The following is a 22,781-nucleotide window of genomic DNA, read 5'->3' on the forward strand; positions in this document are numbered from 1 at the left end:
GAACTGAACGAAATTGAAGTAGAAAAAGAGAGGGGATTATCATTGTTGACGAGATCACAGTCTCTACGGCTATATTAACCTTAATCCTCTCTTTTGTTCTTTCATATTAATTAATGTAATAAAGATATCACAAACTTAAGACGGCTATAATTCAGCTTGAATTATTTAAACAACTGCTCTTTCAATTCCTTCGAGAGTAGATCCACCTTTTTTTCAAAACCTTTATAATTATTAAAATATTCCTAAGAAGCATTGATTAATTCACCCAAATAAGCAAGACAGACTGGGGTTTTATCTACGAAGTCGAGCAAGGTGGACATAGACACTATGAAGTGTTTAAAAAACGCCTAAATAGTCGTTTCGTTACAGTCAGTTATCCAACTGATAAAGCATTTGGGGTTTGGGCTTGGACTTGCATGACTGTGGAAAAAGCAAAAGATAAACTAGTAGAACTTGAAACTACAAGGGCAATGAAAGAACTGGTAGAGGTATAAACACCTTCTACACCCCCCATAGGGCCATCTTAATTGTAGGTCTAAATAGCCACACACAATTTTTTCCCGTTTTGACTTTCACCTTGGGATTAAGAAGCAAGATTTAAGCAACTTTCCATAATACCAATCAACTTAATGCATTATAGCATCGGAAAAGGTTTATCCCCCATATTCAATAAATCCTTACCTTAGGAAGAACAACCAACTACTTCCTATGATCGGTTTCTTTCGTAAAATTCGCAAACAACTGGCAGACGATAATAAGCCTTTAAAATACATGAGGTATGCTATTGGTGAGATTGTATTGGTGGTTGTTGGGATTCTGATTGCGCTCCAAATTAACGCATGGAATGGAGAGAGGAAGGATAGGAAATTAGAAATAAATTACCTCGAAAACCTTAAAAAGGAATTGGTATTTAATATCCAACTTGCACTTGAGCAAAATGAGTTCAGTGATTTTCAAATAAAAAATGGAGAATTAATCCTTGCTTCGTTGGAAAGCAATTTTCGTCAAAACCCAATGGAATTGGTTATAGCACTAGAACATATTGGGTGGAATCATGAAATCATTTTTATAAGTGATGTTTGGGGTGAGTTGTATGCAACGGGAAATATTGGAATTATTAAAAATAATGAGATTAAAAGCAAATTAACCGACATTTATAATGTAATGAGCCTGGTCAACAAGTTTCAGGAGAACGAGTGGAGTGCATATAATTTTGGTGTACGGAGATTGCTCGGCGATGTCCTGTCTCCTGCAATTCGGCTGAAGATTTATGAAAATTTAGAACCAAGTGGGTATACTGGAGAAAAAATTAATATTCCAAATCAGGACAGGACAATTGAAAAACTGAAAGACCTGGAAGGGCTAAATGGCTACATTGTTGATATTATTGGAACGCGAAAAACTTCTAATGTTTTTATGCTTGGTCAAATTGAAGGAATGAAAAGCGTTATTGCCCTTATTAATAAAGAATTAGAATAACGAAAGGCTAACAACATATATAAGCAATTAAAATGGCTCATATACAAAACCGTTACCATGCATATTAATAGCGAATACAAATCTCTATGAATACTATACGCATAAAAAGCCAGATACTTTGTTGCTTATTCACGATATTTCTAATTGTCCCAATTAACACATTTGCCCAAGACAATGAACTTATTGGTCGGCAAGAATTAATCGATGATGCCCGACAAATGTTAAGTTTACTTGAAAATGTACACCCTCAACCTTACTTTGCAGGAGGAGGCAAAATAGCGTTTCATCAACGGTTTCAAAATCTTTTAAAAGCTATACCAAATAATGGGATGACACGAGAAGGATTCAGGGGACTTCTTAGCCCATTTTTTGCTTTAGTAGGTGATGGACATACACATGTTTATCCGGACTCCCCATTTAATTTTTCAGGTTTGCCATTACTATTTTATGTAGTGGAAAAAGACTTGTATGTCGCTGGGGTTATTGAAAAAGAACATAAAAACCTTTTTGGTGCAAGATTGCTTTCAGTGGAAGGAATTCAATTTAGTGAAATAGTAAGACGCACACAGCAATACTATAGTGCTGATAATATATATGGAACTTTGGCAGTGTTGGGGAATTTTGAACATCTTTTAACTAAAAGAACTGTATTAGAGGATATTATTCCTGAATGGAAAGACAATGCTCTTATTAATGTTTCATTCTTATTACCTGATGGAAACACTAAAAAGGTTCAATTTGAAGCTAAAACAAGACCAAATTGGGAATTAATTAGGCCTGATCTTAACATAGAGTTGCCCTTATTAGAAGGGCGTGAATTTGGTTGGGGGTTCATAGGCGCCAATAAGGATGTCGCTTATTTACAAGTGCGAGGAATGATAGAAAATCGTGAGACATATGAAAAAAGAGCAACATACTCAGATGTTTCAGAAGATGCTCGAGTCTATTATAAGTCTATCTATGGGAAAGAAACAAACGAACCAATCGATAAGGTAATTGCAGCACTTCCCTCTCTCACTGAAACATACACAGACCTCATTGTTCAAATGAAAAAATCAGGAGCCAATACTCTAATTATAGACTTAAGAACAAATACTGGTGGATGGGCTTTCCCATCAGATATGCTAATATATTTTTTGTATGGAAAAGAAGCTTTGATAAAACTCCACCAACAAACCAATATAGCAATCCGTAAACTATCACCGTACTATTTAAATGATTATCCCGATGAGTCCCTTGATAACATTAATAACTCTTTGATAAATGGTAAACCACGCACGTTTAGCTTGACTGAATACGATTATGATTTTCGTGATTATGAAAAAATGGAAAATGGAAAACTCACTTCTGCGTATGCAAAACAAATAGTCGAAGATGATTTAGCTCTTTCAAAAACTTTCTATAACGAATATACAAAAGGTACTCATTCAAACTACTACATCCCAGCCAAAGTAATGGTGGTGACCAATGTGGCAACTTTTAGTGCCGGCTTTATGTTTGCAAAGTCTTTAGAAATAATGGGAGCTACTGTAGTAGGGAGCACCTCTTCACAAAACGTAATACAAATGGGGGAAACAGTTAGTTATGAGCTCAATAATTCGAAACTTGGCGGAAGTATTTCGCGTTCATTTCTGGTTCATGATACCGACCTATTAAATTCACCTGACCAGAAAAACACTTTAATCCCACATTACGAATTGACTTATGAAAAGCTTAAAGAATACAAGTTTTCAAGGCATGCCGAAATCCTGTACATTCAAGACATAATAAGTTCTGAAAACTAGAATCTGTTAACCTAGTTGAAATGAAAAAATCATTATGAAGCATAAATCTTGGACAATGGTAAGAATAGGAAAAATAAAATAATAGGTAAAAATAATATACCAAATATTGTAGCTGGAGAATTGATAGTAAATACGTATGGTAACAAAGTATATAAAAAATAGGCGGGATGGTTGTAATTATAAATGTTGTAGCTCGCTCCCATCTTGAGTAACTTGATATCCGATTACCTGGCAAACGCCTACTTTTGATATACTAATCGTTAGCCTTCATTATGACACTTTACGAATACAAAATGCTTTCCGAAGATGAGCAGTATGATACAGTATTTGCTAAAGGCAAGTTTTTAGATATTTATATTGATGGCAATACCAAGTATGTCCTTTATGCCATAGATATGTTTTTTGTTGAGGTTATTTGGAATAATGAACTGGATGAGATCATAGGTAAAGGAGTATTCAAAGAAGTTGACAGCTTGGATAAGTATAGCAATGTTCCTAAGGAGATTTGAGGATTAAAACAAACATCTTTCGTGTGTGAAAAACTAACCTCGATTTAATTTATAGAATATTTAACGGCACTTCCCACGGATGTAGATAGAACTAAACGGTAACTAAGAAATTATGGTATAATATCACTTATATGGTATGCCTAATGGAATACAAATTATTAGAATAAAATTTTTCCTATGGAATGTGCCCCAACGGTATTGATAAAATGCGTTTTAATGCATTTTATCTTTTGTTAGTATTCGTTAATGGATTGTTGAAATTATTACTGATGAAAATTAATGCGTCATCCAAGGCAGTGCGGAAGTAAATTCCATTATGCTTCCCATCCCTTACCCGGTACTCATGGGCAATTTCCAAATCACGTAGTTTGATATGAAATAGGGAATTGCCTTTATACAAGTGGTCATCGTCACCAATATCAATGTAGTACTTGACTTGACTGATTCTTTTAATTGACAAATTGCTAATGAGATAAAGGATACTATTTGCATTCCAAAAGTCATTTATCCTTGCTGTGTTCCTATTAATTTCTCCAAAAGCACTTTTATAATTTTTCAAAAAATACTCATATGGCATCTCTTCAATCTGTTCGTCAGTTCTAATAGCAGCTGCCAGGACAGCACAGGCATTAAATAATTCTGGATGGCGCAGACTATATAGTAAGGCGCCAAATCCTCCCATTGATTCCCCTGCTATTCCTCTAATAGCTTTTTCCCCTCCACATTTAAATCTCTTTTCAACAGCAGGTACAAGTTCTTCAATAAAGTAGTCTTCAAATTGATATTCACCATTTATGTTGTTCAGGTAAAATGTCATTTCTGCATCGGGAATTACAACTACCATTGGGTTAACCTTTCCAGTCGCAATCAAACTATCCATTTTGCCTTGAAATCCTCCATCCACTAACCTGTGATGTAAGTCAGGTCGAGTGCCGCTTCCATGTAAAAGATAAAGGACTGGATAGACTTGCTGAGAAGAGTCATAGTCTGGTGGAAGATAAATGTTGAACAGTTTGTCCTTGGAGAGAATTTCACTCTTAATTGATACGTCTGTCAAGATTATGCTACCCTGAGCAAACGAATAAATACTAGTAATACACCCTAAAAAGAGAAACAGATATGTTTTGAGGATTATCATCTTACTTTAATTGATATGACTACTAACAATGGGATATCATCATTGATGATATCCTACTTATGTTTACTAAGATATTAAATCTTTGTTGTCCATAAAGGAGCGGTCCTCAAAATGGATATAAATTTCAGTTGTCTTCGCAGAATTGTGCCCGTAGAGTAATTAATCTGTTCTATTCTCTAAAAGAAGGGATTGATTTAATTTATAGGAAATTTCACGGGACTTTACACAGATGTAGATAGTACTAAACAGTAACTATGTTTAACTTGTTTATTTTGTGGATATTAGGTACTACGTGGAGAGTTCCATAACTCTGTAAATATAATTTCAAAATCCCTTTAGGTTTGTAATTGAAGAAAATGATAAAAATCAAAGAGTGTATGTTTAATCATTTTACTTTCGTGTCAAACCGTGATCAAGTTTGAGCAGGTTACTATCTTTTAATAGACAACTGTTTCTATTGATAGGCTACATTTATTCAGGTAAATCAAACCCGCTGTGAAACTCTTGCATACATGAATTATCAGGCGCTTTCGTCGGATTATCAAAGAATTCCTTTAACATCATTATGGCACAATCGCCTCTATCTACTGGAGAATGGGCTACTCCTTCAAAAATGAATAAGTAAGCGTTTTTTTGCTTGTCCAACAATTCTTTCGAATAGCTTGGCAGGCATAAATAATCCATTCTACCTGATAACATAAGCATTGGAACATCTGTAACAAATGAATTATTTGCATCCACGCTATTTACTTTCCACACCTCTTTTGCTTTATTCCAAAAATAGGGGCCGAACATAGCGGTGGATGTACCTTTTATTAAATCGGCATATTCTCCATCAACAGGTATATTTTCTGGTTTTATATCAGATGTTTCTGAAAGAAAAACGCTAAGCGATAATCCCATACTAAAATCAGGTATTGGAAATATCAATCCCGGATTGTTAATAATTGGGCTATAATCTCCCGCAACCAATTTCTGTAGCGTTAATGGCAATTGCGTATTCGCATACATTTGATTAAATAACCATACAGACAATCTTGACCCGGTTAATAGTATTTTATGTGTACTTCCATCAACCCGGTTTTTTGCCATAATGGTATCGGGTTTTTCATTTAACCTTTTGATTAAAGCTAAAAAATTTGCTTTTAGGTTAGGGTATGCATCCGCATATCTGGGATCGTTTTCACACATATAAAACATGGAGTCCAATGTACTTATCAAGCTGGTATGCATATGATAGCCACCTAAGTTAATATCCATAACCCCATTCATAACCACACTTACCAATTGATCAGAATGATTCATTAATAAATATTGAGCCACCTCGGTACCATAAGAAGTTCCAAATATGGAAAATTTTTCATAACCAAGATGTTCCATTACATAGGCAATCTCATTTGAGGTTTCCAATGTATTAAATGCAGATAAATCGATGCCTTGTTCTTCGAAGCGATTATATGCTGCTGCAATGGAGTCTAAATACAGATCAATAGTCTCATCAGAAGTTAAATTCTTTTCCAGTAGTGATAATTGAAGTTCTTCAAGTCCCCGAATACCTAAATATGGCTTTGAATATTTCAAGCCTCTTGATTCAATAATTACAACATCTCTCTCATTCAAAAATAAATTTCCCAAACCTCCTGCAAAATCAGGAACAAAGCCATCTATATTGGATGACCCTGGACCACCCTGGCATAAAACAAGTGGCTCGTGTGTGACGCTATCTGCTCTGCATTTGAATACGGCAACAGCAAGTTTAATGGTTTTTCCATTTAAATTATCAGCATATTCGGGAACTTCCATATATCCGTATGAAAACTTTCCGCTCAAAAGTAGCTCTTCGGGTAATTCGAGTGGACAATCTGACGATGTGAATTTCCCTATATTACTATTTTTATTGCATCCAATAAATATGATAGTAGAAATGAGTAAGCTTAAAACAAGGATTTTTTTCATAATAAATAATTATCCATTATTTCGTTTAAAATTGTTTCTAACAATGTGATAGCATTATTGATGATATCCTACTAAGGTTATTAAAATGAAAATATTTCGATATGAATTCATAAGTGCTTTTTAAACCTCTTAATGAGAATAAATAAATTTACTCCTATTCTCAAGTCTGGTAAATGATTTTAATCATCAACTACATGAACCTTTCATTTTAATGTTATCGATTTAACTCATAGAACATTTGACAGCGCTTCTTACAGATGAGGTTAGTTCAAAACAGCAACTAACAATTTATGATATAGTATTACTTACTTGGTAAGTCTATTTGAATACAAATTATTGGAATAAAATATTTCAGTACCTTGTTAAGGTAACCACCAGTCACTACTACACATGATCAACTTCTTCCGTAAAATCCGCAAAAAACTGGCTGATGATAATAAGCCTTTAAAATATGCCCGCTATGCTATTGGGGAGATTTTATTGGTGGTTGTTGGAATATTAATTGCACTTCAGATTAATACTTGGAATCAAGTTCAAAGTAACAAGCAACTTGAAAGGAATTATCTCAAGAACTTCCTACTTGATCTTAAAACAGATTCTTTATGCATTGCACGAAATTATGAAACCTTAGATAATGAGAAAAAGGTAGGATTGAAGCTAATCAATAAACTCCTTGATAGTCATCCATCATGCTGTCAAGATTCCATAAAAACATCTATTGCAAGTAGCTCATTTCTCGGATGGGCTATCCACACTGTAAGGTCAAAAGCCACCTTCAATGAGATTGTTTCTTCTGGTAATTTAAGACTGATTTCCAATTCAAATCTTAGAGTGGCAATTATGAAGTACTATGCATATTGGGACCATGCTTATGAACGTCAAGAACAGAGAAAATCCAATTATGCCAATCTCACATACAAACTATTTGATTTAGAAACTAAAGAAGACAATGCAGAATGGTTTTACAAGATGCTTCGGCAAAATAACGCAGAGTTAGAATTCAAGAAAGAATTTAGACATGAAGTAAGATATACCGAATTTTTAGAAAATGTCACTCTAAGGCATTTGACGCTACAATTGAACTATCTAAAAGAATTTATTGAAATGGAATTGAGCGGTAGTTCCTATAATTTGGAGACACCAAATGAAGATTGGTGATATTTTAAAATAAACAATGATAAATTTCTTTAGAAAAATACGACAAAGACTGCTTACTGAAAATAAATTCAGCAAGTACCTGCTATATGCTATTGGGGAGATTTTATTGGTAGTAGTGGGAATATTGATTGCGTTGAGTATTAATAATTGGAATGAGGACAAGAAGGTCATGAAGTATGAACTAAAAATTCTTCAAGAACTGTACTCAACTATTATAAATGATATTGAATTTCAAAAGATACAAATTGAAGAAAATGAATCTGCCATCTCCTCGGCTGAAGTAATCATTAATAGTTTTAATGAAAGTATTCCCTATAAAGAATCTTTAAATTTTCATTTTAAAAATCTTTTTAATAGAAAAATTAGTTTAGTTGCGGATAATGCCTATCAAAATGCCAAGCAGTATGGATTGGATTTCATAGAAAATGATTCGTTAAAACAAGAACTAATATGGACTTATGAAAGAAATGTTAGGGTACAGGATGATATAAACGAAAGAGATAATCTCTATGAAAATAATGTAACAATTCCTGCATTTACAGAACTCTTTAACAGGGTTGATTTCTCTGATGATAATAGTAGGTATAAAATTCTTAGAAGTATATCGCATGAAAAGCTTGCACGACATTCTTCGTCTATAAACATGATTCCTATAGATTATATAGCATTGAAAAATAATAACAAATTTAAAAACATTGTAAAATCAACTATTTCGAGAAGGGAGAAATTAATTATGTATCAGGAAATTAGTCTTTTGAGAATGAATAGATTAATAAAACTTTTGGAATTAGAGATAGCTTCAAGATAAACAGAAAACTAAACCAATAACTTTTCAATGATCAACTTCTTTCATTATCGAAACAGAATTTTGCAAATGCAAAATCAAATGTCCAGTGGACATTTGGTTGAGATAGCTCCCGATAGCTATCGGGACGGACCTCTTGAAAATATTATTAGAAACTATGATTAATTTTTTTAGGCGAATACGCAAGAAACTCGCAGACGATAACAAGCCGCTGAAATATGCCCGCTATGCTATTGGAGAGATTCTACTAGTGGTTGTGGGTATTCTGATTGCCTTGCAGATTAATAATTGGAATGAACAGAAAAAAGAGGAAGCATTAGAACAAGAATACTATTGTAGACTTTTAGAAGATGTTGACTTAGACTTAGAACAAATAAATATATTAATAATTGAGTCTAAAGTCAGGTTAAAAGCCTCTAATCAAGCTACTAGGCTACTTCAGAAACCAGTAGCTTATAAAATTGAGATTGGTGAGCAAATAGGAAAATCTATACTATCAATTTATTCAGACTTTAGACCAAATGATGCCGCTTTTGAAGATCTGAAATCTGGCGCAAACATTAATATTATAAAAGATAAATCAATTATTAAAGCCTTAAACTATTATTTCAACAAGGTTGAAGGTTATATTAGTATTATCAAAGTAAATGGTGAAAATGCAGTTAAGATTTTCTATGCACATTCTGATGTTTTTGAAAATGGTTGGGTACAATCTTCTATGAGTTTAACTACAGGACGATTTTATAGAGGTATGGATAAGGATTTATACCAAGCTGTTGATTTAGATAAATCCGAAACTTTTTCTAGTCAAATGCAAAAAAGGCTTTATAATGAATCATTACAATATATATCACATAATTCAAGGCAACTGGATCTTTACCAATCTATCAAAGATGAAATTATCATCTTAAAATCTTATCTAGAAACAAAATGCGCAAATACTAATGATTAACTTCTTTAGGAAAATCCGTAAAAAACTAGCTGATGATAATAAGCCTTTAAAATACATGAGGTATGCTATTGGGGAGATTTTACTGGTTGTGATTGGGATACTAATAGCCTTGCAAATTAATAATTGGAATACAAGCAGATTAGAACGAATTGAAGAAATTAATTTACCCCACTTCAATTTATTTTAAGTGACCATTGTCATATCCAACATTGGTATTTGATTGTACTTTTAATAATTGGTATTAATCCGTTTAATTATATTCTCAAACGATATAATTATGATCCTAAAAAAATACATAGCAGAATTAAAAAGGCGTAATGTATTCAAATCCGGGATAGCCTATTTGATTGTGGCATGGCTTATTGCGCAAATAGCCTCTACCATACTTCCTTCTTTTGAAGCACCTCCTTATGTTATGAAAACGCTTCTATTTATTTTGGGCATTGGCTTGCCGCTCATTTTAATTTTTGCTTGGATTTATGATATTACTCCAGAGGGTATTAAAAAAACGGAAAGTATTGAACAAAAACCAGATGAATCAGTCCTTAAAAACAATCGACTCAATAAAGTTATTATAGCTTCATTGTCTTTAATTATAGCTCTTTTACTTTTCAATCAATTCTGGGATAATCCAAGTAATAGGAAGAATAAAGAGGAAAACAGCAATATTATTGAGCCAACAACCTTGGTTAAAAAATCTATAGCCGTATTGCCTTTCAAAAATTTTAGTGGTGACCCTGATATGGAGGCATTTTGCGACGGAATGACAGATGAGGTTATTTCGAGGCTCACAAAAATTAAATCTATAGATAAGGTGAGCTCTAGAACTTCGGTATTCCAGTACAAAGAAACAGATAAAAGCATGCCGCAAATCGCAAGTGAATTAGGCGTTAGCCATATTTTGGAAGGAAATTTTCAAAAATCAGGGGATAAGATTAAAATTAAACTTCAATTAATAGATGGCCCTTCTGACAACCATTTCTGGTCTGATGATTATATCGGAGATTGGAATAGTGATGATATTTTTAAAATTCAGGCAGAAGTAGCCGAAAATGTTGCAAAAAATATGGATGTACAGATTACTGACATTGAATTTGAAGCTATTCGGAAAATACCTACTAATAATAAGGAAGCCTATAATTTATTTCTTCAGGCCAACCATCAATTACGTAAAAGAACTGATAAGATAGCATTAGCAAATGCAAAACTGTTGTACGAAAAGGCAATCGCATTGGATTCCAACTTTATTGATGCTTATATTAACCTTGCAGAGGTTTGGGGTACTCGTGGAGGAGTCTGGGGAATATATGACGAGCAGCAAGCGTGGGAAAATCAGAAGACACTATTAAGAAAAGCGCATGAAATTGATAGTACAAACGATCAAATAAATAATTGGTTGCAGTTTGGTTCCTTTATCTTCGATTGGGATTTCGATGTGTATGAGAAAATTTACCAAACTAATTCTAATTTGGATCAAGGTTTTAGACTTCCTTATGGCTACGCCATAAAAACAGGCAGGTTTGATGAGGCTCTTTCAAATGCGAATAAGGATGTTCTTGATTACCCTTCATCTGGTTATTTTTATGCTCGTAAGGCTGAAGCACTCTTCTATCTTGGTAAAAAAGATGAAGTCTTGGAATTGTTAGAAACAGTTGATCCATTGTACAGTGATGAAATGAACTATTTGCGAGAAACAACGAAAATATATTATTATCTTGGTGAATATGAGAAGTCCAGAGGGCAGTTAAAAAAACTGATGACCAATTTTATTGACCGTCCTCCTATCGTAATGTGGTTTAATGCAGTATATGCCCAAAAGGATGAAAACAAAAAGGATGTTGCAAAATATTTGGGCCAATTAACCAATAGTTATGAATCGGGCTTCTCCGGAAGCCCTGCATGGTTTATCGCACTTTATTATTGCCATATCAATGACTTTGAAAAGGCCTTTCTCTGGCTACAAAGGTCCTACGAACGGCATGAAGCAGAGATGACTTGGTTGCGTGAAGAACCGCTATTAATCCCTCTTCGGGAAGATGTGAGATATATAGATCTTTACGGCAAGGTTGGATTTCCTGAAAGGACATAGACTTTTGAGAAAAGATAAATTGCATTAAAATAACTTCTTATTAAAACGTTCCCCAACCACCACAACTTCTGTCACTCTGAATAATGTGGGGGTCTTATAATTATTTTAAATCATTCCAATTCTGCATTTTAGTTGCACTCAACATACTTAATTTAGGCCCATGACCCGAATAATGCCATTTTAGCTAATAACTGGGATAGCCGATTTCCATTAATGTATTGCGCAGCATTAGTTTTAACATCCTCTTGCCTTGGGTGGTCTTAAAATATTTTTCTCTTCGCATGGCATCCCTTTTGGAAAGGAAAAATTCACAAAAAATCAATCGAAGTGGCAACCTTTTAGAGGTGCTTATGGTTCTGCCTGCGTTGTGGTCTTTTAGTCTCTGCTCTATGTTAGTTGTAAAACCATGATAAAGCAATAGATCCTTCTTACTTTGAAGTATGTAGACACAATAGGGAAGTAACATCCTATAATATAAGCCCTGTATGTGAAATATTATTGCATGAAAATAAAAAGCCCATGGAAATTCCATGGGCTTTAAATTATAGTGGCTATGAAGTAGAACTGACGTTCACTACATAGCCATAAAGAGAGCTTGTCTCTGCTTTATGGCTCCCCCTCTTGGACTTACCATAGCTCCGTACGGCATTGACTTCTCGCCAAGCTTTTCTGACGAAAAAAGCCACCCACTTTCGTGGATGGGCTCAAATTACAGCGGATAATTAATCTCCTTAAATGAATATCGCAGTATCAGTTTGAAAGGTGATAAAAAATAATCAAAAACTAAAATTGGCTATAAATATTGGCTTATTAACCAATTAAGTATTCCTTCCAACAACCTACGCTTTAATCTTCAGACCACCTTTGGACAATCCCTCAATCACATGCAATACCAGAGAATCTTCTTTAATAAACCTGGTAATCAAATATCGCCCCCTTTGTTTAAAATCAGGCCGAATGATTAACAAGTCCTCTATATTCTTCAAGGCGGCTTCCTTTTGTTTAAGCTGACCGTGAACTGCTGCACGTAATAGAGGCCCCCAATAAAACATTGGCATTTGATATTTATTAGCCTCCCGGAGGGCCAATTCATATTCTTCGCCCTTATAGAAATACAGACATGTAATCCCATAGAGCCACATAGGGATATCAATATTGTTTTCAAGGATTCTATCCATCAGCTCTTTCCCTTTTACCCATTCACCAAATAAGCTCAAATAGATGGCGAATGAACCTAAGCGGATCGGAGTATTGGGAATCCATGGAACGGTTTCATCGCAAATTTTATAGAACCGTTCTTCCTCCTCGTACATAAAGCATTTATATGCGAGGATGGCACGTACAAATGGGTTATGCGGATTTATAGCGAATGCCTTTTCAGCCAATTCTCCAAATATTTTATAAGCCTCTTTTGAATCTGGAAAATCAAGTGCATACATATCTCCAAATAAATCAGCCTTTATAGCCAACAATAAGCCAGAATTTGGATTTTGAACAAGAGCCTTCTCAACGGATTCGAATAGATCTTGACCTGATTTTTCAGTTAATTGTGTTTCGTGATAATAATACTTTAGAAGTACCATATATTCACTTGGCGAATCAGTTTTTTCAGCATTGTGAAACAAGGATTTTTTCTTGTTGATCAGTCCATATTCAGTACCCACCTTACTAGCAACCAGCTCCGCAATTTTAGTTTGAACATCAAACAAATTGTCTGTCTCAAGGTCAACTTTGAAATGTTCTCCCCACATTCTTAGGTTTTCATTGACATCTATCAATCGAACCCCAATATTCACTTTATTGTCAAAAACGGCTATGTCACCATCTGTCAAATAATTGATCCCTTCACTTTTAAAATATTCGAAAGCAGCTTTGTCTAAAGATTCCTGTGGAGGTCTTTGCAATGATCCTTTTACCCTCAGGTCATCATACTTTGCAGCGGCTGAAGCAAGCTCCTGTGCAATACCAAAACATAGAAACTCTAATTCTTCCTTTTTGGACAAATTCCTGAAAGGTAAAACCGCAATTCTGGGTTTCAGAACCCCTACCGTTTCTTTAGCTTTAACATCTCCTCCAGGTTTCTTTGATTCCTGAGTGTTGGATTTGGCTTTGAACTTTGGCACGTATTTACCTTTTGGAATCTCAATCCGTATAGGGTCATCAACACCCTCTTCTAAATAATAGAGTCTGAGTAACCTTCTCAATCTGCCTGCATTAATTCTTACAAGGGCATTCAAATCAGGATCAAAGTCTTCCTGCTGATTGAAAACATCTACAGCAATGGAATATCCTTTGATATTATCAGCCCTGCCTTCCACATATTCATTGGTCACATAAGTGAGGAACTTTTTCATCCTGGGTTTGGATCGAAATTCCATACTCTCACAAACACGTTTCAGTTGCTGAAGATAAGAATCGGCAAGCTCATCCTTCAATCGCATAACAAATTGTATATCAATATTTTAGAACTTTAGTTATACCGTAACATACGGTAAATAACTTCCATGACACTGGCTGTAACCCTAGATTTGTGTCATTCATTGAAAGAAGAAATATAGTGAAATATCCAATTGAACAGAAATTGAGAAAAGAATTTTGAACACTAATCAACTTATTTAGTATAGAAATCAAAGATTTCAATCTTAATAAATGAAATCATGAATATAAAAAAAGTTATGATCGCATATGGAGGGAAATGAAGGGACTGATTAATAACCAAAAAACTACTAAAAATGAAAGCAATAAATTTTAAAATATTAGTCACCTTAACGCTTCTCATATTTAATCGGGCATTCTCACAAGAACAGAATATTTACATGGGTGGACAAGTTGAACTGACTGAAATGTCGAATGGAGGCATCATCAACAGCAAGGCCCCGGAGTCCATTATAAAAACAATGCCTCACGAACCAAAAATCGTCCACTTGGCAGAAGGAATCTGGAGCATCGAAGGATTTGCTCACGTGAATTGTGGGGTAATTGAAGGAGAAGAGAGTCTGATCGTATATGATACGGGAAATGATAACGTGGATGGCCAAAAATTTTTGGAGGCCATTAAGCAAGTAAGTGATAAACCTGTGAAGACCATCATTTATAGTCATGCTCATTATGTTTGGGGAAGCAGGCCCCTTTTGGATGGTGCTGAGGATTATACCGTTGTTGGACATCCAAAAATCAATCAAAATATTACAGAAAGTGGGGGAAAGGGAGCTTCAATACCAGAAATTGCTCCGGTACTGACGGCCAGATCTAATGAGCAGTTTGACGTTTACGTCCCGGCGGAAGGTCGGGATGCACCCCTTGCCTCTTCACCTTTAGGGAAAAATGAAAAGGAATTCGTGCCCGTGAATAGGCCGGTGAGCAACGGAGAGGTACTCACTATCGATGGTGTAACAATGCAATTCTTTACTGATTATCACAGCGATACAGATGATTGTTTGACCGTATATTTTCCTGAAAAGGGATTGGTACTGAACAACTTGTACTGGCCAGTTTATCCCAATCTATATACCTTAAGAGGATCTATTTACAGAGACCCGGTTCCTTTGATGGAGGGTTTGAAGATTATAAGGGATCTTCACCCGGAATATTTGATCAGCACCCACACCTTTTCGATCAGTGGTAAAGACGACGTGTTTGAAGCAATAACAAACTATCACGACGGATTGGCCTATTTATACGATCAGACAATAAGGCATATCCTATTGGGAGATTCACCCGATGAAATGAGACACAATATTCAACTTCCTGAACATTTGGATCTATGGCCCAATAACCAAAGAACCTATGGTGAGCTGAGCTATTATCCTCCAAACATCTATGTTAATGCTCTTGGGTGGTATGACGGCAATGCCGCGAACATCAATCCGGTGCATCCTGACATAGAAGCTCAAAAGATCGTGGCGGGATTTGGCGGTAAGCAGAAAACTATGAATGCCATCAAAGAAGCCTTAGAAAATGAGGAATTTGCATGGGCAACTCAGCTTTCAGATTACTTGTACAAAGTTAATCCCAGCGATCAGGAAGTACGTCAAATCAAAGCCGATGCTTTGAGGAAAATGGGCCAGTTAACCGTAGCGTCTATTCCAAGATCCTGGTATTTATCTCAGGCTCGTGCATTGGAGAACAAAGTTAAAATTCCCCACATGGTTTTGCCATCAAAGGAAGAGGTTTTGAGCACTAAACCCGGAACATACGTGAATCTATTCCGTGTTCGAATAAATCCTGAGTTAAGCCAAAACACAGATAAAGTCCTAGTATTCGAATTTACCGACCTTGATGAGAATGCAAATTTTGGTCTTCATATACGAAGAGGAGTAGCAGAATATATTTTAGAACCGAACAATTATCATCAACAGCAGCATATCACCATTAAATTAACACGTTCCCTATTCGCAGCTTACTTCATTGGTGAAACCAGCTTGAAAGAATTGATTGACAGCAATCCGGTTGAGATCATTGGAAATAAGAAAGAAGCGTTTGAACTTCTTATGCAATTTGATCAGATCGACCCTTCCAAAACCAGATATAAATTTCAGAATCATTAAGTATAGCGTAACCGTAACATACGGTAAATGACTTACAGATCATAAGCATTAGGCATACTTTTATACTGTAAAAATAAAGAAAATGAGTTATCAAATAGAACAGAACTCAATCGAAGCATTGAAAAGTGATTTTCCGGAACATCAGGAAATTATTGAGGTGATCGACAAGGACAGAGAAATGTTTATGGAATTGGCAACCGACTATTACATCTGCAAGCGGAACATTCAATTTGCAGAGTTTGACAAAAAGGAAATCATTGCGAAAGAATATAGATACACCCTCGAAGATCTCAAACAAGAAATAGAAACGTTTTTGATAAAAAATGAAGTTAAATAAGAATAATCTATGACACTGCTAAACATTAATAAAATGAAAACACAAAAAAACAAAACAACAATTTTAGTTTTCCTTGTATTCGCTTTCCTCACTTTGGGAGCCTGTAAAACAGAGAGGACAGAGAAAGTAACATGCGAGACAGCAACGATCGCAGATTTACCGGATGTAACCATTGTTTCCGTGACACAGGAAACAGACTTGGTTCCGCATTGCAAGGTGACAGGAATCATTGGGAAGGATATAAATTTCGAGCTTTTATTGCCACATGACTGGAATGGAAAATTCGTCATGGGTGGAGGCGGAGGATTTGTCGGGTCAGTAATCAATACGGCCTTAGGCTACGGAGTATTGCAGAAAGGATACGCCACTGTCGGAACAGATACAGGCCATGAAGGTCATCCTATTGATGGCAGCTGGGCCAAAGATAATTTAGAAGCTATTGTCAATTTTGGTCATGTGGCGGTTCACAGAACAGCTGTAAATGCTAAGGCACTTACAGAAGCCTATTACGGCAAAGAGATAAGCTATAGCTATTTCTTTGGGTGTTCAAGAGGAGGAGGACAGGCCATGATGGAGGCTCAAAGATATCCTGGAGATTTCGATGGTATTGTCGCTGGTGCTCCGGCCTATGACTGGACTAATGGTTTAGCAGGAGGTATGTTGCACAACATGACATATATGTATCCGGATCCGACATCCTTGGATGAACCATTGCTCAGCAAGGAAGACCTTAAACTTATTGAAGATAGTTATCTGGCTGAATGTGATGACCTTGATGGCATTAAAGATGGTATCTTGAGAGATCCAAGGGCATGTAAATTTGACATAGAGTCCTTGCTTTGTGATGGAGAAAAGAACGAAGGTTGTTTGACTGTAGAACAAGTGAAAGCTGTGAAAGCGATCTACGAGGGTCCTAAAGATGACAATGGCCCATTGTATTATGGCTTCCCAGTGGGTGGTGAAACTCATGGGGATGGCTGGTTCAAATGGATAACTGGTGGATTTAATCACATGGAACAAACCGGTGAGTTCCATGAAGGAATTACTTCAGAACATCAGGCACCACCTATGCCGAATGCGCAATACGGATTTGGAATGGGGATCATGCAAAATTTGGTATATCATGATAACAATTGGACATATGAAAACTACGATTTTAATAAACTCAAAGAAGATGCCAGATTCATTGCCAATACCCTGAATGCGGTAAATCCTGATCTTTCTGAATTCAGGGCAAAAGGAGGAAAACTTATGATGTTTACTGGTTGGTCAGATGCTGCAATTACGCCGCTCGGGACAATTGGCTATTACGAAAATGTGATTGCCAAGGATACTTCAGCAGCCGAAGACGTAAAACTTTTTATGATGCCAGGTGTATTGCACTGTTTGGGAGGTGATGGTCCTTCATGGGTCAATTGGATTGATGAGATAGATAATTGGGTTAGTGGCGGTGTGAATCCTGAACAGGTAACCGTATATTTTATAGACGAGAAATTTCAGCCCAGTGGTTCACAATTGTTATGTCCTTACCCTAAAGTTGCCGTGTATGACGGCTCTGGGGACCCAAGAAATGTGGGAAGTTTCAATTGTGGCCAGTTGACTGAGTAAGCGAGGTCCGATTTTGGCACTCCTCACAATTAAAGGAGTGCCGGGTCATTGCAATTACTGTAGTTAGGATGTAACCACCTGCGAACTAGGCAGGAACTTAAATATTAGAATCTAATTCACATTTGATTGAGCTTTTTCTAGACAATTGTGAATTAATAAGGTATCCCATGAAATCAATCTTAAAACTATTACCTCTTGCTGCCATCTGTTGTATGACGTCTTTAATGGCACAACGTGATGCGATAAGTGTTCAAAAAGATTCAATTGGAGTATCCGAAAATGACGAGAATAAACCCCCCCTGGACAGCATAGTTCAGGATCATTTTTTAATGTATAATTGGGAGTCTGGTCAGGTCACCTTTGGCGGATCCATTCACAGGACCATTATGGTAGTGGATGACGGACTTAATCATGAGTTGTTCTTTATGGATTCTGAGCAACCACCTACTCAGTTAAGAGCAAGTGTGAAAAACAAGTTGAATGATAAAATCAGTGTGTTTGGAAACATTTTGATCGGTATACAAAGTAACCGGCCATTCGAAGTAAGCCAAGACAATAAAAATCCCGGTGTAGCCTTCAGGGCAATCGTCAGTGAGATAGGATTCAGGCATGAAAAACTGGGTAGCATTGAGTTAGGAAGGGGATTCACTTCCTCTGCGGTATTCGTTGAAGTGGATATGTCAGGGACAACCGTAGGATCTTTGATCACACCAGGTAACCTTGCCGCTGGAATGAAGTTTGTTGATGGGGATACTAATGAGCTTTCTGACAGACAAGTGTATAATTACTTTATCGATACTGAGCGCCTTTTATTGGCGGACCGCATTCGATATGATTCAAAATCCTTTGCCGGCGGTTTCATTGCCGCTGTGTCCGCAGCAGCAGACAGCAGGTGGGATGCCTCGCTAAGATATTTTCCGAAGGTAGGTAAGTGGGCATTCAGAGCAGTCCTTACCTATGAGCAAAAGCCTTTTGGGGATCTTGATTCCAGAGCGCTATTGGGCTTCGGAATTCGACATGAGAAATCTGGCCTCAATCTGAGTACGATTGCTTCATTCGGACAAACTTCAGATGACCGGGATCCAAATGCGTACATATTAAAAGCGGGCTTGACAAGGAGTTTTACAAAGTTGGGGAAAACTGCTTTTTCCATTGATTATTCAAGGGGAAATGAAGCAACTGCATCCGGAGAGAAGACAACCTCATATAGCTTTTTTGCCAATCAAACATTTAATCCAATAAATTTGGTGGTTTATGCCGGTTATCGGAAATATGAAGTACAGGGCACAGCCCTTAACCTACTTCCGATCAACACCATGACACTCGGAGTTTTTTTCAATTTCTAAGCTTAAATATCAATGTAAAATTTACACATAAAACACTTATTATAAATGAATAATTTTCAAAAGAATTTATTGAATTATAGAAGAAAACTATTTTTTTGGTTAGTTGCATCTTTATTTTCAACAATATTAGCTTCTCAGGAATCTAGTTTCGATTCCATAGCAATTCAATCAGATGATCCAGTGGCAGAACCAATTCTTGGTATAAATTCCCCGCTGAAAACTCCAGATGTTTCAAGCCCAAAAGCAACACTTTTCAGTTTCATTGATAACATGAATGCATCATACCAGTTATTGATGGAGGCCCATGACGAAAACCTTGAAATACAAGGATTATATATCGATGACAGCGTGAAGCCAAAAGTGTATGAGGCCGAAAGGTATTTTGAAAAAGCTTCCTATTCTTTGGATCTATCCTCCTACCCTCCCTCTATAAGAAAGAATTTAGGATATACCAGGGCAATAATGCTCAAAGAAATTCTTGATAGAATCGAATTGCCACAAATAGAAGAAGTTCCTGGAGCTGAACCCCTGGACTTAATTATAGATGAGAATTCAAAGCCCTCCTTTTATACAATTCCAAATACTGAAATAACTCTGGTCCGAATTGCCGAAGGAAATCAACAGGGGAAATACTTGTTTTCTGCAGAAACAGTTTCCAGGTTAAAGGAGTTTTACTTAAAATCAAAACATCTATCTTATAGATCCGATGAAAATATATCCAAGGGTTTCTATACTTTTTATGCCGGCACTCCGGGAAAACTAATGCCACCCGGATGGAGTGGATTCTTGCCAGAATGGACAAAAATAGAAGTTCTTTCGCAAACAATTTGGCAGTGGATAGCTTTAATTTTTTGTTTTATTCTGTCTCTATTTGTATTAAGTCTCATTTACAAATATTTGATTCTACCAAAAAACGAGAATATCAATTTGAGGAATACAATTTTTTTGATTATCGTTTTGGGAATAACAATAATTCTCAATGTAATTATTAGCGATCAAATCAATATAACTGGAAGTCTACTAATCGCTTTAAAAGTAATTTTAGAATCGATATTCTGGCTCATATCGGCCCTTTTGTCATACAATATTCTAGTTACCATTTCGGAGTATGTTGTCAAACGAAAACATATTAATAAGATTGGTCTAGAAGCGACTTACACAAGGGCAGTTTTTACGATTTTGGCGATATTGATTGCTTCATCAATTATTCTTTATGGCCTTTCAGAATTAGGTATTGATTCCGTGTCGCTGATAACCGGTGTCGGCATCGGAGGTATTGCAATCGCCCTTGCCGCTCGTTCAACTCTTGAAAACGTAATTGCAAGCTTTACAATTTTTGCTGACAAACCTTATAGAGTGGGAGATCGAGTGAAAATTATGGATCACAATGGCACTATTGAAACGATCGGAATAAGATCCACCCAGATCAGACTTTTAACAGGTCCAATTGTTTCGATTCCTAACGAAAAAATGGCATCAATCGAAATTGAAAATATCCAGAAGAGGCCATTTCTAAGAAGAGAGTTTGACATTCGGATTAAATATGAATCTTCTCGTGATATTGTAGAAAAAAGTGTTGAGATAATAAAGGATGTTCTGTCTATATCTGATATTGAAGGAGATGAGTTTCATCCTAATCTTGCAATAAATAGTCCGGATTACCCTCCCAGGGTTTACTTTAACAAGATCAATGATGATTCATTCAATATATATATAATATACTGGCATTTCCCACCTAAACATTGGGAATTTATGGAACATTCCGAGGCAATCAATTTCCAAATTATAAAGCGATTGAAAGAGGCTAATATTGATTTTGCTTTCCCAACACAATCTTTGCAATTGAGTTCAAACACTGATATGAAAGAATCTATTGAAAAAAAATAAGGCCACCATATATTTTCAAATAAGCATTAAAGATGAGAAACGTGGGTTTTTACCTTACGAATATGAAGAAACTGGTTATGCATTTGGGCCATATTTGTACCCTATTTGCACCTAAGTTTTATCAACGAAAAAAGCCACTCACTTTCGTGAATGGCTTTGGTGTAGCAATGAAGTGAGCTTCGCTCTACTTCTTTGCTCCCCATAGTGGACTTTTCTCGAACCAATTTAAGGAGGACTTGGCCAAACTATACGATATACGGCACTTCTTTACCTACCCCTCAAATAGCGGCGTTTCGGGCAATGATAATAAAAACAGTTATTTACATCCCTCACTACTATTGAACCACTCTAAAGTAGGAGGAAGTAGAAACTATAATAGATTAGAATAGTTATGGCAAATACAACAGGTAAAAAGTTTGGGGGAAGAAAGAAGGGATCACCTAATCGTTTGACTAAGGAAGTAAGACTTCTTTTAAAGGATCTTGTATTCTCTGAATTAGAATCATTACAACAACAGTTGGACAATCTTGAAAACAAAGACAGAATTGAAATTCTATTAAAACTATTACCATATGTTTTACCAAAAGTTAATAGTGTTAATGCAAATCAGGGGGAACCAATTGATTGGAATTTTTAATCTTTATCGGAATGACTCCGTCCATTTAAAAGTATATTCATTTCAGAATATTTGACGTATTTTCTTACCTTTAATCCTGATTGATTAAATTGTAATAAGTATTGGAAAAGAGCCCAGAAGATATTCAAGAATGGAAAGAGTTTAGACGGTCCGTTTTTGAAGAAAAAAGTAAAAGCGACGACAGTTTTGAGAAGTACATTACCTTCATTGCATCTGGTGCATTAGGTCTTACTCTAACATTTATAGATGATATAAGTCCCTTGAAACAATCTATACATATTTGGATTATATTATTAGGCTGGCTGAGTCTTGGCCGCTTCCCATGATCAAATTCTTTAGAAAAATTCGTAGATGACAACAAGTCATACTTCATTAAAAGTGGGGGTTACAGCAAATTTGAATTATAACATACTAAGATCACACCAATGAAATTGCAGAATGTCCTAATAATATGTTTGACAGCATTTATAATATCATCCTGTAACTCAAAACAGGAAGGGAAGCAACTATTTATACTTTCGGGTCAGTCTAACATGGCAGGTTTAAAAC

Annotated in this window: 18 protein-coding genes and 1 pseudogene; 15 read left to right on the forward strand and 4 right to left on the reverse strand. The window is 35.9% G+C overall.

Going from position 1 to position 22,781, the window contains the following annotated elements; genetic code table 11:
• Nucleotides 1-708 precede the first annotated feature (708 nt).
• The 3 genes from ABJH90_RS03955 to ABJH90_RS03965 all read left to right on the forward strand — a co-directional run bounded on the left by ABJH90_RS03955 (nt 709) and on the right by ABJH90_RS03965 (nt 3,772).
• Nucleotides 709-1,479 carry a DUF6090 family protein gene (locus ABJH90_RS03955; RefSeq protein WP_348138031.1) on the forward strand — a complete coding sequence of 257 codons (771 nt, stop codon included), beginning with the start codon at nt 709-711 and terminating at the stop codon, nt 1,477-1,479.
• 86 nt (nt 1,480-1,565) lie between these two features.
• The gene (locus ABJH90_RS03960; RefSeq protein WP_348138033.1) at nt 1,566-3,263 is read left to right on the forward strand and encodes a S41 family peptidase; all 1,698 of its coding nucleotides are present in this window, start codon (nt 1,566-1,568) and stop codon (nt 3,261-3,263) included.
• A gap of 272 nt (nt 3,264-3,535) precedes the next feature.
• Nucleotides 3,536-3,772 carry a hypothetical protein gene (locus ABJH90_RS03965; protein WP_348138035.1) on the forward strand — a complete coding sequence of 79 codons (237 nt, stop codon included), beginning with the start codon at nt 3,536-3,538 and terminating at the stop codon, nt 3,770-3,772.
• A gap of 223 nt (nt 3,773-3,995) precedes the next feature.
• On the opposite strand, the gene ABJH90_RS03970 is transcribed toward ABJH90_RS03965, so the two are convergent.
• Entirely contained in the window at nt 3,996-4,829 is an 834-nt protein-coding gene (locus ABJH90_RS03970) for an alpha/beta hydrolase-fold protein (protein WP_348138037.1), read from the reverse strand.
• 552 nt (nt 4,830-5,381) lie between these two features.
• Nucleotides 5,382-6,866 carry an alpha/beta fold hydrolase gene (locus tag ABJH90_RS03975; RefSeq protein ID WP_348138039.1) on the reverse strand — a complete coding sequence of 495 codons (1,485 nt, stop codon included), beginning with the start codon at nt 6,864-6,866 and terminating at the stop codon, nt 5,382-5,384.
• 390 nt (nt 6,867-7,256) lie between these two features.
• Between ABJH90_RS03975 and ABJH90_RS03980 the strand changes: the two genes are divergently transcribed.
• The 6 genes and pseudogenes from ABJH90_RS03980 to ABJH90_RS04005 all read left to right on the forward strand — a co-directional run bounded on the left by ABJH90_RS03980 (nt 7,257) and on the right by ABJH90_RS04005 (nt 11,870).
• Entirely contained in the window at nt 7,257-8,024 is a 768-nt protein-coding gene (locus ABJH90_RS03980; protein ID WP_348138041.1) for a DUF6090 family protein, read from the forward strand.
• A gap of 16 nt (nt 8,025-8,040) precedes the next feature.
• Complete coding sequence (locus tag ABJH90_RS03985) at nt 8,041-8,832, forward strand: DUF6090 family protein (protein ID WP_348138043.1); 792 nt, start codon at nt 8,041-8,043, stop codon at nt 8,830-8,832.
• A gap of 27 nt (nt 8,833-8,859) precedes the next feature.
• Entirely contained in the window at nt 8,860-8,994 is a 135-nt protein-coding gene (locus ABJH90_RS03990) for a hypothetical protein (RefSeq protein WP_348138045.1), read from the forward strand.
• Complete coding sequence (locus ABJH90_RS03995; RefSeq protein ID WP_348138047.1) at nt 8,987-9,781, forward strand: DUF6090 family protein; 795 nt, start codon at nt 8,987-8,989, stop codon at nt 9,779-9,781. Before ABJH90_RS03990 ends, ABJH90_RS03995 begins: the two co-directional genes overlap by 8 nt.
• Nucleotides 9,774-9,938, forward strand: a pseudogene (locus tag ABJH90_RS04000) (DUF6090 family protein); the annotation flags it as partial. The gene ABJH90_RS03995 and the pseudogene ABJH90_RS04000, both read left to right, overlap by 8 nt.
• Nucleotides 9,939-10,058: 120 nt before the next feature.
• The gene (locus ABJH90_RS04005; RefSeq protein WP_348138049.1) at nt 10,059-11,870 is read left to right on the forward strand and encodes a hypothetical protein; all 1,812 of its coding nucleotides are present in this window, start codon (nt 10,059-10,061) and stop codon (nt 11,868-11,870) included.
• A gap of 184 nt (nt 11,871-12,054) precedes the next feature.
• On the opposite strand, the gene ABJH90_RS04010 is transcribed toward ABJH90_RS04005, so the two are convergent.
• On the reverse strand, nt 12,055-12,402 hold the full coding sequence (locus ABJH90_RS04010; RefSeq protein WP_348338047.1) for a GIY-YIG nuclease family protein: 348 nt from the start codon (nt 12,400-12,402) through the stop codon (nt 12,055-12,057).
• Between the two features lie 307 nt (nt 12,403-12,709).
• The gene (locus ABJH90_RS04015) at nt 12,710-14,311 is read right to left on the reverse strand and encodes a hypothetical protein (protein WP_348138051.1); all 1,602 of its coding nucleotides are present in this window, start codon (nt 14,309-14,311) and stop codon (nt 12,710-12,712) included.
• A gap of 291 nt (nt 14,312-14,602) precedes the next feature.
• Here ABJH90_RS04015 and ABJH90_RS04020 point away from each other — a divergent pair, with 291 nt between their 5' ends.
• The 6 genes from ABJH90_RS04020 to ABJH90_RS04045 all read left to right on the forward strand — a co-directional run bounded on the left by ABJH90_RS04020 (nt 14,603) and on the right by ABJH90_RS04045 (nt 22,232).
• The gene (locus ABJH90_RS04020) at nt 14,603-16,417 is read left to right on the forward strand and encodes an alkyl sulfatase dimerization domain-containing protein (RefSeq protein ID WP_348138053.1); all 1,815 of its coding nucleotides are present in this window, start codon (nt 14,603-14,605) and stop codon (nt 16,415-16,417) included.
• Between the two features lie 82 nt (nt 16,418-16,499).
• On the forward strand, nt 16,500-16,754 hold the full coding sequence (locus ABJH90_RS04025; RefSeq protein ID WP_348138055.1) for a hypothetical protein: 255 nt from the start codon (nt 16,500-16,502) through the stop codon (nt 16,752-16,754).
• A 33-nt stretch (nt 16,755-16,787) separates the two neighbouring features.
• Nucleotides 16,788-18,362 (forward strand): tannase/feruloyl esterase family alpha/beta hydrolase, encoded by a 1,575-nt coding sequence (locus ABJH90_RS04030; protein ID WP_348138057.1) that lies wholly within the window; start codon nt 16,788-16,790, stop codon nt 18,360-18,362.
• Nucleotides 18,363-18,529: 167 nt separating this feature from the next.
• On the forward strand, nt 18,530-19,708 hold the full coding sequence (locus tag ABJH90_RS04035; protein WP_348138059.1) for a porin: 1,179 nt from the start codon (nt 18,530-18,532) through the stop codon (nt 19,706-19,708).
• A 45-nt stretch (nt 19,709-19,753) separates the two neighbouring features.
• The gene (locus tag ABJH90_RS04040) at nt 19,754-21,595 is read left to right on the forward strand and encodes a mechanosensitive ion channel family protein (protein ID WP_348138061.1); all 1,842 of its coding nucleotides are present in this window, start codon (nt 19,754-19,756) and stop codon (nt 21,593-21,595) included.
• A 391-nt stretch (nt 21,596-21,986) separates the two neighbouring features.
• Nucleotides 21,987-22,232, forward strand: a complete 246-nt coding sequence (locus ABJH90_RS04045; RefSeq protein WP_348138063.1) for a hypothetical protein — start codon at nt 21,987-21,989, stop codon at nt 22,230-22,232.
• The last annotated feature ends 549 nt before the right edge of the window (nt 22,233-22,781 follow it).

The sequence above is a fragment of the Eudoraea sp. genome (genome assembly GCF_039969275.1).
In the GTDB taxonomy this organism is placed as follows: domain Bacteria; phylum Bacteroidota; class Bacteroidia; order Flavobacteriales; family Flavobacteriaceae; genus Eudoraea.

Bases quoted from the DNA above. Each gene is read 5' to 3' on its own strand.
- ABJH90_RS03960 (WP_348138033.1), top strand. From the start codon at position 1,566: ATGAATACTATACGCATAAAAAGCCAGATACTTTGTTGCTTATTCACG.
- ABJH90_RS03990 (WP_348138045.1), top strand. From the start codon at position 8,860: ATGATCAACTTCTTTCATTATCGAAACAGAATTTTGCAAATGCAAAAT.
- ABJH90_RS04010 (WP_348338047.1), bottom strand. From the start codon at position 12,402: ATGGAATTTCCATGGGCTTTTTATTTTCATGCAATAATATTTCACATA.
- ABJH90_RS03975 (WP_348138039.1), bottom strand. From the start codon at position 6,866: ATGAAAAAAATCCTTGTTTTAAGCTTACTCATTTCTACTATCATATTT.
- ABJH90_RS04015 (WP_348138051.1), bottom strand. From the start codon at position 14,311: ATGCGATTGAAGGATGAGCTTGCCGATTCTTATCTTCAGCAACTGAAA.
- ABJH90_RS04030 (WP_348138057.1), top strand. From the start codon at position 16,788: ATGAAAACACAAAAAAACAAAACAACAATTTTAGTTTTCCTTGTATTC.
- ABJH90_RS04005 (WP_348138049.1), top strand. From the start codon at position 10,059: ATGATCCTAAAAAAATACATAGCAGAATTAAAAAGGCGTAATGTATTC.
- ABJH90_RS04025 (WP_348138055.1), top strand. From the start codon at position 16,500: ATGAGTTATCAAATAGAACAGAACTCAATCGAAGCATTGAAAAGTGAT.
- ABJH90_RS03980 (WP_348138041.1), top strand. From the start codon at position 7,257: ATGATCAACTTCTTCCGTAAAATCCGCAAAAAACTGGCTGATGATAAT.
- ABJH90_RS03955 (WP_348138031.1), top strand. From the start codon at position 709: ATGATCGGTTTCTTTCGTAAAATTCGCAAACAACTGGCAGACGATAAT.
- ABJH90_RS04045 (WP_348138063.1), top strand. From the start codon at position 21,987: ATGGCAAATACAACAGGTAAAAAGTTTGGGGGAAGAAAGAAGGGATCA.
- ABJH90_RS04040 (WP_348138061.1), top strand. From the start codon at position 19,754: ATGAATAATTTTCAAAAGAATTTATTGAATTATAGAAGAAAACTATTT.
- ABJH90_RS04035 (WP_348138059.1), top strand. From the start codon at position 18,530: ATGAAATCAATCTTAAAACTATTACCTCTTGCTGCCATCTGTTGTATG.
- ABJH90_RS03965 (WP_348138035.1), top strand. From the start codon at position 3,536: ATGACACTTTACGAATACAAAATGCTTTCCGAAGATGAGCAGTATGAT.
- ABJH90_RS03995 (WP_348138047.1), top strand. From the start codon at position 8,987: ATGATTAATTTTTTTAGGCGAATACGCAAGAAACTCGCAGACGATAAC.
- ABJH90_RS03985 (WP_348138043.1), top strand. From the start codon at position 8,041: ATGATAAATTTCTTTAGAAAAATACGACAAAGACTGCTTACTGAAAAT.
- ABJH90_RS04020 (WP_348138053.1), top strand. From the start codon at position 14,603: ATGAAAGCAATAAATTTTAAAATATTAGTCACCTTAACGCTTCTCATA.